8 protein-coding genes and 2 pseudogenes are annotated in these 12,578 nt (G+C 39.7%); 6 read left to right on the top strand and 4 right to left on the bottom strand.

What is annotated here, in order from left to right:
* Positions 1-3 precede the first annotated feature (3 nt).
* The gene (locus NDQ71_RS19145; RefSeq protein WP_192542419.1) at positions 4-2,082 is read right to left on the bottom strand and encodes a TonB-dependent receptor; all 2,079 of its coding nucleotides are present in this window, start codon (positions 2,080-2,082) and stop codon (positions 4-6) included.
* A gap of 356 nt (positions 2,083-2,438) precedes the next feature.
* Between NDQ71_RS19145 and NDQ71_RS19140 the strand changes: the two genes are divergently transcribed.
* The 3 genes from NDQ71_RS19140 to NDQ71_RS19130 all read left to right on the top strand — a co-directional run bounded on the left by NDQ71_RS19140 (position 2,439) and on the right by NDQ71_RS19130 (position 5,300).
* Positions 2,439-2,735, top strand: coding sequence for a hypothetical protein (locus NDQ71_RS19140; protein WP_192542420.1), 297 nt, complete (start codon positions 2,439-2,441; stop codon positions 2,733-2,735).
* Positions 2,732-4,306, top strand: a complete 1,575-nt coding sequence (locus tag NDQ71_RS19135) for a PepSY domain-containing protein (protein WP_192542421.1) — start codon at positions 2,732-2,734, stop codon at positions 4,304-4,306. Before NDQ71_RS19140 ends, NDQ71_RS19135 begins: the two co-directional genes overlap by 4 nt.
* A 130-nt stretch (positions 4,307-4,436) precedes the next feature.
* The gene (locus tag NDQ71_RS19130; protein WP_192542422.1) at positions 4,437-5,300 is read left to right on the top strand and encodes a DMT family transporter; all 864 of its coding nucleotides are present in this window, start codon (positions 4,437-4,439) and stop codon (positions 5,298-5,300) included.
* 30 nt (positions 5,301-5,330) lie between these two features.
* On the opposite strand, the gene NDQ71_RS19125 is transcribed toward NDQ71_RS19130, so the two are convergent.
* Positions 5,331-6,215 (bottom strand): sensor domain-containing diguanylate cyclase, encoded by an 885-nt coding sequence (locus tag NDQ71_RS19125; RefSeq protein WP_301562941.1) that lies wholly within the window; start codon positions 6,213-6,215, stop codon positions 5,331-5,333.
* Between the two features lie 207 nt (positions 6,216-6,422).
* Positions 6,423-8,447 (bottom strand): annotated as a pseudogene (locus tag NDQ71_RS19120) (ATP-binding protein).
* A gap of 316 nt (positions 8,448-8,763) precedes the next feature.
* Here NDQ71_RS19120 and NDQ71_RS19115 point away from each other — a divergent pair.
* The 3 genes from NDQ71_RS19115 (at position 8,764) to NDQ71_RS19105 (ending at position 10,241) form a co-directional block, all read left to right on the top strand.
* Positions 8,764-8,961, top strand: coding sequence for a hypothetical protein (locus tag NDQ71_RS19115; protein ID WP_301562940.1), 198 nt, complete (start codon positions 8,764-8,766; stop codon positions 8,959-8,961).
* A gap of 87 nt (positions 8,962-9,048) precedes the next feature.
* Positions 9,049-9,351: an outer membrane beta-barrel protein gene (locus tag NDQ71_RS19110; protein WP_301562939.1), complete on the top strand. Its 303-nt coding sequence runs from the start codon at positions 9,049-9,051 to the stop codon at positions 9,349-9,351.
* Between the two features lie 200 nt (positions 9,352-9,551).
* Entirely contained in the window at positions 9,552-10,241 is a 690-nt protein-coding gene (locus tag NDQ71_RS19105; protein ID WP_301562938.1) for a VC0807 family protein, read from the top strand.
* Between the two features lie 240 nt (positions 10,242-10,481).
* Here the strand turns inward: NDQ71_RS19105 and NDQ71_RS19100 are convergent.
* A pseudogene (locus NDQ71_RS19100) lies at positions 10,482-12,460 on the bottom strand (ligand-gated channel protein).
* Between the last annotated feature and the right edge of the window lie 118 nt (positions 12,461-12,578).

Here is a 12,578-nt window from a genome sequence, read left to right as displayed (position 1 = left end):
TAATTAAAAACGGTAAATAACTGAAGCACCTAATGTTTGTGGGCTAACAACGGAGACATAGCCAGTTGGATACCTGCCACTTACAGGCTCTACACTGGTATAACCCTGTTCATCAAAGGCATTATTAATATAAGCGCTAATTAACCAATTCACTGTGTCATAGCTTATTGTAGCGCGAGTAATAGTGTAATCACCTGCCATGCGCTCTTCAGTGTTAGTAAGATCACCGTAATACTCATCGACATAATTTGCACTGACATTTATCTTAAAGCTATCAGTAAACCAATGAGACAAACCTAAACTGGCCGTAAATGAAGGGGCTGAATTAAGTTCGTTACCAACAGCCTCAGAATAACTGTCAGATACATCAATTTCAGTTTTTAATAGCCCTAGCCCAGCATGTAACTGCCATTGTTCACCCAACATACTATAGGCTTCGAGCTCTAAACCATAACTGTGGGCATCATCAATATTGGTTATTCTTCGCGCTGAGTTTAAAGCTTGATAGCCATTAAAATTATTGTAGAACACATTCGCACTTATGTTGATATCACCGTTATTTAATACACTACGTGTGCCTACCTCATAAGTATTAACGGTTTCTTCATCATAGTAATAATAATCTTCAGCATTAAAGTCGAGTGCACCACCGCCGGAATTATAACCACGCCGCGCACTAGCTGATAAAGTAGTTGCTTCGGTAACTTTGTATTGAATAGCTAAGGTAGGTAATTTAATAGTATTAGAATCATCTAGCTGTTCAGCTAAGGTATCGCCTCTAAATGCCATGTTAAAGTTACGAAGCTGGCTTTCACGTTCAACTCGCAAGCCACCTGTTACTATTAACTTATCAGTCAGATTGAAGCTTGCCTCTGAGTAAATCGCCATCGAATCACTACTATCATCACCAAAATAATCTGTTGCTCCAACACTGTCAAAATCTTGATCTCGATCGAAATAAGCTAAGCCAATAAAGCCTGAATAAAAGTCACTACTAAGACCGAAGTTTAATTTACCATCAATGGTAATATTTTTTTCATCCATAGTAACATCAGATTCTGCTGTTTCTAGTGGCTCATAAGCATCAAAAGCCCAGTGGTAATCCATATACGCCACGAGCAGATCCACAGAGAAGTTCTCATCAATCTTATATTCAAAATCGATTTGTGTTGTATCTGAATCTGTATCCATTATACGTTGAAACAGTGGTATATAATCAGATGGGTTGTCACCTTCATAATACTGACGACCAGAATTTCCTTTTTCACTGTAGTTTGAATAACTTAGTTGAATTGATAGATCATCAAATGGAGTATAAAGTAATTTTGCTCGGGTGCTTGAAGTGTTTAATTTATTCAGATCGCGATCAGTCGGATTTGTTTCATAGACAGTTGGGTTACTGTAAGTTTCACCATCAACATATTGAGTCGATAACCTAAAAGCAAATACATCTTCAACTAATGCACCGGAAATAACGGCTGCGGTGTCAAGGTAGTTATCTTGATTACGGTAACCGACTCGCACTGCGCCTTCAAAGTCTTGAGTCGGTGCTTTGGTTGTCATATAAACAGCGCCAGCAATGCTATTACGACCATTACTTGTTGATTGTGGACCTCGATACACTGCTATTTGCTCCATATCCCACAAACCAGTATCACCCGTTAAATCAGCGACAAACGGCTGGCTTACACCGTCAACTAGCGTTGATACTCGCGCTTTTGAGCCGCCACTAAACGAATTAAACCCTGTTGCTCCACCGTTACCTGACACACCACGCATATCAGGAACTGATCCCGTTAACACTACTACATTGGCCATATCAGCAAGTGCTTCTGAAACAGATGCTAACTGACCATTTTCTAATAACGACTTATCGACGACCGCAACTGAGGTAATAGTGTCTTTAAGTGATTTTGCTATTTTTTCACCCGTAACAACGATAGTATCCATTGATTCGCGATTGCCCTCATCATCATCCGCCAATACCTGAGCTTGAGTAAATAACAGCGCGCTGGCAATAAATAGTGAAAGCTTATTGCGTTTAAATAAAGCAGCCAAAATAGTTTCCTTTTTTTGAGACATTTTAAATTGCGCGGAAAAATATCATACCAACCACATTATTGCAATTGAGTTTAGTTATCATTTAGAATACCATTAAAAATAAACTTTTATTACTATTATGTCTCAATTTACCGTTATTGTTATCTTACTCCTTGCTATAACTGTGCTTTACTGCAGTAATCGCCATCAAAGATTACTTACTAAACCTATTTCTAAGCACTGGCGTACACTTGCGCTAATACTGTTTTTAACCGCAATTATCATTGCCTTTTCTACACTGTCTAAATTAGCAGCAAGCTTCTTTGTTATTTTAATACTGATGCTCGCTTTAATGGTCATGCCATTTGCAAGCTTAATTAAAGTGAAGGGGCTAAGAAATGACACCTGAGCAAAGACAAAAAATTCAACCAACTTGGCTTGGTAAAAGTTTAGCTGGTGGATTGCTGGGTTTAGCGCTGGCTTATATTCTGATTGCTTTTTTTGCTTGGTACGGCCCAGGCGGAATCGATGCCCAAGACAAGGTTCAATTTAATATGTGGATGATCCCGATTTTATGGCTCACGATCTTTAGTTTTACTTATTTATTTAATTCAGCAAGGCAAGCTTGGCTGATACTCGGTGGTGCAAATATTATTTTATATAGTTTATTTTTGCTGTTAAGGGGTGGATTATGAAAGTAAGAGCCGATATTTTACGCACCTACCAAGGTGTGCATACATGGACGGGGATTATTGCAGGTTTAGTACTTTTCATCGGCTTTTATGCTGGTAGTTTGACCATGTTTAAACATGAAATTCAACAATGGGCAGAGCCAACTACTGCACCGCTTACCGATCCCACAACTACAAACTATCAAAGCTTAGTCGACCAAGCCATCGCTGTTTATCCTGAGCAAATGGCAAAAGGTTTTGAACTCGACCTTTTAACAACAGCTGCGCCACTGTCGTGGTATACACAAGGTCAAGCTCGTGGTATGCACTTAGATAATCAACAACAAACAGCATACCTTGATGCCGATCAAAAGCTAATAATTGCTGATCAAGCTGAACATAAACTTGCCGATCTAATCGATTACCTACACCGTACCGCAGGATTTATTGGTGAAATTGGTCACGACCAATCAGGCGTTTACATTCTTGGTATTGCTGCAGGACTGTATTTTTTAGCCTTAGTGTCCGGTGTAATTATCCTTTTACCAACACTGGCAAAAACATTTTTTGCGCTGCGAAAAGAAAAAGGTCCGAGTCGCTTTTGGTTAGATAGCCATAACCTTATCGGCGTTGCGAGTTTGCCCTTTCATTTGATCATTGCGTTTACCGTTGTGGTATTTGCCTTTCATGATTTAATATATGATGGTTTAGCCCAGTTTTATGGCGATAAGCCCTTATTTGAACGCCCCCTGGCTGCTGCACATGCTCACCAGATCAACGATTTAAAAACGATTGAAACACAGATAATCGCAGCAAAAAGTTACGCTCCAGGGTATCAACCGATCCATATTAGTTACAATGCGTTAAATTCCACTAGTCCTTCAGCGCTATTTAAAATGAGTAATGCAGCCGCTGTAAGCAGAGGACCAGACAGCGATTACTTAGCCATTAACCCATATAGCTTAGAAGTACTGTATACCAGTTACCCGCAAGGAGAAGATAGTTTTTGGGGCAATTTTACCGCCAGTCTATTTTCCTTACACTTTGGCACCTATGGTGGTGACTGGGGCCGGTGGGCTTATTTTATTATGGGGCTATTCGGCGCATTTCTTTTTTATTCAGGTAATTTACTATGGATAGACAAGCGGATGAAAAAAGATGCAAATAAAACCAGCACACACCTTATGGCAAAACTAACGATTGGCGTGTGTTTGGGGTTCATGCTCGCTGTTGTTGCAGTATTACTGTTAGCAAAATGGGCTAATTTACTGATAGGCAACATTAATCACCATTATATGCTGTGCTATTATGTTGTTTTTTTTATTTCCTTGGCCTGTTGTTTTACACTAGGGGCTAACAAAGCAAGCTACACTGGCTTAATAACGTTATCGATTTTAACCGTATGTTTACCCATCTCGAGTGTTATTCAAGGCCTGAATAATTTAGCTCTGCTCCCCTATTACGAAAGCTATCCTGTTGATTTTATAGCCTCACTTTTCTCAGTTATGTTTTTCTTTATCGCTAAACGCTTAAAGCAAAAACCCATTAAAGATAAAGTAATTCTGGATAACAAAACAATAGAGTTCATAAGGTAAATGAAGGCTCACGCATTGTTTAATACGTGAGCCTGCATCACTTAATGGCTGCTATTTATCGCAAATATATTAAATTGTTACATTAATCTGTACACTCTACAGATAATTTCTTTTTTCATTTTTATACGCTATGTCTCGAGTTATTCCGCCTTTTTTCATCGCTGTTATTTGTGTACTGTTGGCTATGGTTACCATTCAATCAGGGGCTTCAATCGCAAAACAATTATTTCCCTTGATAGGTCCTGAAGGAACAACAGCACTTCGTTTAGGGTTTTCTGCTGCTATTTTATGTTTAGTATTCCAGCCTTGGAAAGCATTTCCACCGCTTGGGCAACGCATGCCCATTGTGGTTTATGGTTTATGCCTAGGGGGAATGAACATATTATTTTACTACGCCATTGCCCGTATCCCGCTCGGTATTGGTGTTGCACTGGAATTTACCGGCCCACTTGCCGTGGCGTTATTATCATCGCGTAAAAAACGAGATTTATTTTGGGTGGCATGTGCAATTGCCGGCATAGTGCTACTACTGCCTGATATGAGCGGCGCAGAAAGCCTTGATCCAGTGGGGGTTATTCTTGCTTTAGGTGCTGGTGCTTGCTGGGCGGGCTATATCTTATTTGGCAAAAAAACCGGCAATCAAGGCTCTGGTGGTATGACAGTCGCACTCGGCATGAGTGTGGCCGCTATTATATTAGTGCCTTATGGGGCAATCAATCAAGGTATGGCTTTACTTAGTTGGGAAGTATTGCCTTTAGGGATATTAGTAGCAGTGATGTCAAGCGCACTGCCCTATACTCTTGAAATGGTGGCGCTGCGTAATATGCCAGCGCAGGGTTTTAGTATTATGATGAGTTTAGAGCCTGCGATTGCAGCGATGGCTGGGTTTATAATTTTAGCTGAGCTGTTGAGTATTTGGCAGTGGCTGGCGATTTTATTAGTGATCATCGCTTCTGTTGGCAGTTCAATATCCGCGACTAAAAATGACGCTTAACATCACTTAATTGCACACCTCTAGTGCGCTTTATTCACTCGGTGGTAACTCAGATACAATTTGATTACCACCAGCGACTTTAGCAATGTACATTGCTTGATCCGCATATTGGATTAGTTGCATATCACTACTGCCATGCTCTGGATAACTAGCAAGCCCAATACTGCTTGAAAGCGTTAGCTTTTTATCATCAATAATAAAAGGCTCTGCACATTTATAACGTATTTTTTCGGCTACATGCAGAACATCAGCACGGCTTTTAATACCATTTAATACCACTACAAATTCATCACCGCCAAAGCGCCCGACGGTATCTGAGCCACGTACACACTCAAGTAACCGCTCCGCTATTTTTTGTAATAGCTTGTCACCCACTAAATGGCCGTGCGTGTCATTAACTTCTTTAAAGCCGTCAATATCGATAAACAAAAGCGATAACTCCACGGCAGTACGATCTGCACTGGCTAAACTATTTTGCACGCGATCGAGTAATAACGTACGGTTAGCTAAGCCTGTGAGTTGATCGTGGCCAACCAAGTGCTGTAATTGTTTTTCAAATTCTTTACGTTCAGTTATATCATGTGCAACAGCTATTCTCACCTGATGAAGATCAGACCAACGTACTGACCATAAAATATGCACTACTTGGCCATCTTTTCTTACCCAGCGGTTCTCAAAACGCGGTTTTGATACCCCAGATAACAAGGTCGCAACCGTATCCAGAGTTATTTCACGGTCATCTTTATACACAAAGTCAATCATCGGTTTACCGACCACTTCAGCCGGTGTGTAACCAAAAATAGTTTCAAACGCCGCACTGACGGCAATAAAACATCCTTGCTTATCGACTACACAAACAGCATCAAGCATTAGCTCTAATACATCTGTAAGACAAACTAACCCTGTGTTTTTCATTCGCTCGCCTTGAACGGTAAAGTTGTTATTTTTATACTAGCAAGAGTACGCTTCGTAAATGTTGAAATACTGCCCTATTGTAAGGTTGCACAGCACAATGTTTATTACCAATAATGGCTTTCTATTGAATAAACAAATAGTAGGCCAACATATTTTTTACTGCAACAAACAACCACACCATACAGCTAGCGCACTACATTGCTAAAGTTAGTTACTATGAATAACTAACCTTGTTAGTGCATTGACCACAGCTTCTTCGACCGAATGTAATTTAAATGGTTTTGATATAAACAGATCCATACCCGCTTCTTTACAGGCTATTTTATCCGAGGCTGATGTATTAGCGGTTAAAGCCACTATTAAGGTGTCCTAATGACGACAGATATTTTCAGCTCTGAGAATTTTAGTCGCCTCTAGTCCGTCGAGTTGCGGCATAACACAATCCATAAAAATAAGGTCATATTTCATTTGCTTACATTTTAAAATCGCGTCTTCGCCGTCTACTGCAAAGTCAGCCTTAATTTGGAGCTTTTCTAACGTCGCATCAAGCACAAACCTATTTATTTGATTATCATCGACAACCAACACCGATAAACCACTCGTATCGATTGTGGTACCTGCATATTGATTCATCTCAACTTGCATTGTGCCAATTGCCAGTGGAATATCAACGACAAATGTTGTGCCTTGTTGAAAAGTACTGTTGACCTTAATTACTCCGCCCATGTATTCGATTAACTCTTTTACAATCGCTAAACCAAGACCTGTGCCACCTTTATTGCTTTTGGCGTCTACCTCTTGAGTAAAAGGAGAGAATAATGATGCAAGAAAGTGTTTTGTCATTCCTCTGCCGGTGTCACTAACTTCAAGGCGCAAGTTCAATTGGTTATTAGCCTGGGTAACGTTTACCTTAAAATGTACCTCTCCTGCATCTGTAAACTTTAAAGCGTTACTTAATAAATTAGAAGTTATTTGACTCAGACGCGTATTATCACAGTACGCCCAGCAATCATCGGTTATCTCAAGCTGAGTTTTAAAATCAATATTATTAGCCTTAAATAGCGGAATATACAAAGACGCTAAATCTACAAAGATTGTTTTTAATAAAAAATGATTAGGTTCGAGTTTTAACTCACCGTGATTTATTTTTGAAAAATCAAGCACTTCATTAATAATGTTCAATAAAATATCTGCGCTACGTAATGCAACTTTTAACTTTTCGACTCTTTTTTCTTCGCTTTGCTCACCTAACAGCGTCGTTAACATGCCTGTAATGCCATTTAATGGCGTTCGTAGTTCATGACTAATTTTTGCAAGCAACATACTCCTATCTTCTAACATTCGTTCAGCTTGGGCTTTTTTATTTTTTAATTCTTCTCGTAGTAACACTGATTCGGTGACATCTTGTAAAGTACCAAACAAGCGCACACAGGTGCCATCGACAAACTCAGCCTCACCAAATGCACTGACCCATACGCTGTTATTTTTAGCGGTAATCAGTTCTAAATCTAAATGCCATTTTCCGCCAGTTTTCATACCGACTTCAACCGCATGAGTAATACTGTTGCGACTTTCGCCTTCTTTAAAAAAGCCAATAGCGGAATCTAAATCAGGAATAAATGCATCATCAACTTGGTAAATGCGCCGTGTTTGCTCACTCCAAGTCACTTTATTGGTCAACAAATCAACTTCCCACGAACCAATGTTGGCAATACTTTCCAATTTTACTAATCTATTGTTGTTCTTTAAAAGTTGTTGATTAGCGCTTTTTCGTGCAAACTCAGAACCTAACCACTGAGCAAATAATTCAACATAGTCATGAGCTTGCTCTGAAAAAGGGGTCGAGGAATTAGGGGATGAAAAATTTACGGTGCCATAGATATCTTTACCAACTTTAATAGGCGCACCAATGTAGGATTCTAATTGAAAATTTACGTAGCAAGGATGATGTGCGATACGACTTGTTGAAGTTTGATGAAAAGCCAATGCTTTACTTGCCGCTAAAGTATGAACACAATAAGTTCCCGCTAAATCAAATACCGTGCCTACAGCTAACGAATTATCAGCAGTGATAACATGGCGTACCACATATTGGCTGCCGATTACTTCACTTATAATAGCAATCTCTAAATCAAAAACATTGAGTCCAAACTTCAATAAATTATCTATTTTTTCATCAAAACTTTGCTGTTGATCAGATACGATATTGTGAAAGCTTCTGAGAAAATTCAAATTGCCACTCCTCGCGCGTTAACTAATGCCGAAACCACGACATAACAAAAAGCCTATTAAAGTACTAATAAATAAAGTAAATTTGTGCTTTAGTATATAGCCAGTTTTAACTTACAACTTTTTTAAAATGAATAAATAAACTACCTAGCTTCAGCCTCACATAAGTAAAAAGGTTTAAGTAAATTTCCAACGCCAACACTTAACCATTAAAGGTACAACACTTCCTTACATTCCTAGACAATCCATTACATTGCTGCCACAGATTTTTATAGATTAATTACTTAAAGTGCCTGCAGATTACATCAGGACTTAAACAATGAAAAAATTAATTTTAATACATTTAGCAACAATCAGCCTTTCAAGCTTCCAAGCAACAGCTGACGAGCAGAATGAAACCCATAGGATTGGAGCACAACTTTCTGCGGGCGCGGCTTCATACTATAATTCAAGCAATAATGGCGATGAGATAGCGCAACTATACCTTTATTATAATTACCAATTTGACAAAACATAGGCATTAGAATTTGGTTTAAATGGTGCGTCAAGCGGTGATGAAGCATGCAAAGGAATTGATACTAAATATAATTGCCAAAGTAACGATATGTTTTTTAACAGAAACATTGATAAAGTGGGATTTTCTAACTACGTTATTGCAGCAAAAGGGCAATTCAAGATCACTGAGAATAACTCGCTCTATGGCAAGGTGGGTGGCCAATCTTATAATTATTCAATGTTCGAAAAAGGTAGAAAAACCGCCGACATTAGTGGTTTTGGTTTATTTTTAGAAAGTGGTTGGCAATATGATTGGAATAATGGATTGGCTATGAATGTTGCGTTGCAATACATTGATATGGATGAATTATACACCAGCTCATTAGGTGTTGGTATTAGCTACCGCTTCTAAGTACATTCACTTATAAAATACGGCTTCAATTGAAGCTGTATTTTATAGCCTCATGACTAAAACGCCCTGCTGTGTTGCAAAACCACAGTTCAACCTTTCATCATCCGTTTATTACTTAAAATATTGCCCGCAAATGCGTCTATATCTTAAAGTAACTTGAGTATATACTTCCTAGCATGAGTACTTGTAATGACTAACTAATGACAAAACCAAAAAAGAAAAGTAATTTTTTCAGTAACCTTATTTTTAATATTATTTTACCGGCGGTGATTTTAAGCCGCTTCAGTACACCAGATACCTTAGGCCCAGTGTGGGCGGTGGTAGTGGCACTTGCCTTTCCACTGTTATTTGGGTTGTGGGAGCTTAAGCAATCAGGCAAAGTAAACTTTTTCTCAGTACTTGGCATCATCAGCGTACTGCTTACTGGCGGTATTAGTTTATTTGAACTCGACCCTAAATACATTGCCATTAAAGAAGCCATGGTGCCCGCTATTATCGGTATCATTGTGTTAGTGAGCCAATACACGCCTTACCCATTGATCCGTAAGCTATTAATTAACCCTGAACTGTTAGATATAGAAAAGCTAACTCAGTCACTTGAGCAACAAAACAATACAGCAGTATTTGACGCAAAAATGCGTTTAGCTGGCTTTATTGTTGCCAGTGCGTTCTTTTTATCGGCAACTCTTAATTACTTTTTAGCTAAAGCAATCGTAGTGAGTATGCCTGGTACTACCGCCTACGCAGAAGAGTTAGGACGTATGACATGGCTAAGTTACCCAGTGATTGTAGCACCTACTATGGTATTACTCGTTGGTGCTATTATTTTCACTTTTAAACAAATTGGTAAACTAACTAAGCAACCAGTCGATGATTTCATACTGCAATAAGCGCACAGAAGAGATCAACGATACATTTTAATAAATCGCGTTACACAATCAGCAATGTAGTCTGGCGGAGGAAGTTCGTCAGCTATTGCGGGCGGCACAGTACTGACCACTATACTGTCGTTTTATTTTGTACCCGTGGCTTATTATTTACTATCAAAACGAAAGTTACGCTGTAAATAAGCATTCACAGTATTTTCTCAAACCAGACAAGGCCTCGATTGAGGCCTTGTTTATGTTAAATTAAAACTCCCAGCTCAGTGACGCCCAATAACGGCGGCCGTCTTCAACATAACCATACTCATCTTCAGTGATGTCTTTATCAAACATGTTATACACACCAAAGCCAAGTTTTACTGTGTTGGTTAAGTTATAGTTACCACCAATATCGGCCAAGGTATAATCTGGCGCAATAAGGCTACTTTGCGAAGGTCCAGTTGTTGGCTGGCTTTCTTCACCACGGTAATGAACACGTAACCAGCTGCCAAATTTATCACTGGGTTGCCAGTTAAAAGATGTTTGTAAAATATGCTTTGGTAACTGGTTTAATGGGCTGCCTTTGTACTCACCCGATTTTTGTTCGGAATCGGTGTAAGTGTAATTAGCCCTGACGTCGATATCGCTGGTGATGTCATACGACAGGGTAAATTCAAAACCTTGAGTAACTGCTTCATCCACATTGACATACGTAGTGGGCAATGAACCAAAGTCGTTAGGGCCATCTGTACACTGAGTTAGCGGGCAGGCAATACGGGTGATTTTGTCATCAAACTGATTATAAAACACGGTACTTGACACATTCAGATCACGACTCACATCGTAATAAATGCCCATTTCATAGTTAACGGACTTTTCTGGACTTAAATCTGCATTACCATAAATATTTCCGCCGCGACTTACTTGCCCCCAATCAGGAGTAGATTGGCGAATATTTGGCGCTCTAAAGCCTGTTGAGATACCGCCTTTAATAGTGAGATCATGGCTCGCGCTATACACAACGTATAAACGAGGACTCCAATGACCGGCGAAATTACCATCATGATCGTATCTAAGTCCAGTAGTTAACTTAAATGCCTTAGTCGCGCTCCATTCGTCTTCTGCAAAGATAGACCATTGCTCATTCTCTACGTGTGTTAAATCACTAATTTTATTGCTGGTATAATCGTCCAGTGTTTCTTTTAAGTACGCAGCACCTACCGTGGCATTATGATCGGTAATAATTGGCAAGGTCCAGCTAGTTTGTGCATCAGTGTTTTCAACATACATTTCACGAGAGGTGTTGTCGAACTTATCGTACTTTAAGTAGCTGCGAGAAGAACCAAAGTCATAAAAGCCGTTATGACTTAATGAAAAGGTTTGTTGCTCATATTCTGTGGTTGATGATTCCGGGCAACCACGACGCCCGCAGCTTTCTCCTGGGGCAAGTGCAGCAACAGTTTTACCAAGTGTAGCATCCAAAGTCTGCTGGCCTGTGCCTGCTTCAAACATAATTTCGTGGTTAGCGGTGGGAGTTAAAATAAACTTCGCTTTAATGTTACTTTGCTCTTTGCCACGAAACCCTGCTGTGAAATCATCTTCATCTCGTTTTGAAAACTGGCCAGATAGCTGCACGCCTAGCAGCTCAGGAATGAGTCCACCAGCGGTAAAAAGCTGCCTTGATTAATATTACCCGACTCACTACGCTGTTGAATTGTGCTATCAAGGCGTACTTCACCATACCATTGCTCTGGCGTTTTACGGGTAATAATGTTGATCACACCACCAATGGCGTCTGAGCCATAAAGCGATGACATCGGGCCGCGAATAACCTCAATGCGTTCAATAGCTGATATAGGTGGCGTCCAAGCACCTTCAACGCCTGGGCCATCACTGTTAGGGCGTGTTTCACGTGATGTTTGTCGCTGTCCATCTATTAATATCAAGGTATATTGGCTCGCCATACCACGCAGACTTATATCTTTTCTATCACCACCGCCTGTGACAACAACACCGGGTACATCGGTTAATGCATCCGTTAAATCACGATAGAAACGTTTTTCGAGCTGGGCTCTGTCTATTACACTAATACTGGCTGGTGCCTCTTTCAGCATTTGTTCACTGCCGGATGCAGATACTACTATCACTTCCATATCTTGCTTGGCATCATCCGCATGGGCTGACACACTTAAAGCGCTTAAAATTGCTGCTGTTAACGGTATTAATTTACGGCTTACCGTATTCATGATGATTCTCCGTGACTTTTATTTTATAAATGATAATAATTAGCGTTTGCGATATTAATTAGAAGCTCCCACATTCACAATGTGTGAATTCTTAAAGCTATCTTAAGCAGGACTTAAA

This window comes from Pseudoalteromonas sp. KG3, assembly GCF_030436385.1.
GTDB classification, from domain to species: Bacteria; Pseudomonadota; Gammaproteobacteria; order Enterobacterales; family Alteromonadaceae; genus Pseudoalteromonas; species Pseudoalteromonas prydzensis.
Note: the sequence above shows the minus strand (reverse complement) of the source record. Positions and strands in the feature narration are given on the sequence as shown.

Coding starts and splice junctions, on each gene's coding strand:
- NDQ71_RS19145 (WP_192542419.1), bottom strand. CDS start 2,082: ATGTCTCAAAAAAAGGAAACTATTTTGGCTGCTTTATTTAAACGCAAT.
- NDQ71_RS19140 (WP_192542420.1), top strand. CDS start 2,439: ATGACACCTGAGCAAAGACAAAAAATTCAACCAACTTGGCTTGGTAAA.
- NDQ71_RS19135 (WP_192542421.1), top strand. CDS start 2,732: ATGAAAGTAAGAGCCGATATTTTACGCACCTACCAAGGTGTGCATACA.
- NDQ71_RS19130 (WP_192542422.1), top strand. CDS start 4,437: ATGTCTCGAGTTATTCCGCCTTTTTTCATCGCTGTTATTTGTGTACTG.
- NDQ71_RS19125 (WP_301562941.1), bottom strand. CDS start 6,215: ATGAAAAACACAGGGTTAGTTTGTCTTACAGATGTATTAGAGCTAATG.
- NDQ71_RS19115 (WP_301562940.1), top strand. CDS start 8,764: ATGAAAAAATTAATTTTAATACATTTAGCAACAATCAGCCTTTCAAGC.
- NDQ71_RS19110 (WP_301562939.1), top strand. CDS start 9,049: ATGTTTTTTAACAGAAACATTGATAAAGTGGGATTTTCTAACTACGTT.
- NDQ71_RS19105 (WP_301562938.1), top strand. CDS start 9,552: ATGACAAAACCAAAAAAGAAAAGTAATTTTTTCAGTAACCTTATTTTT.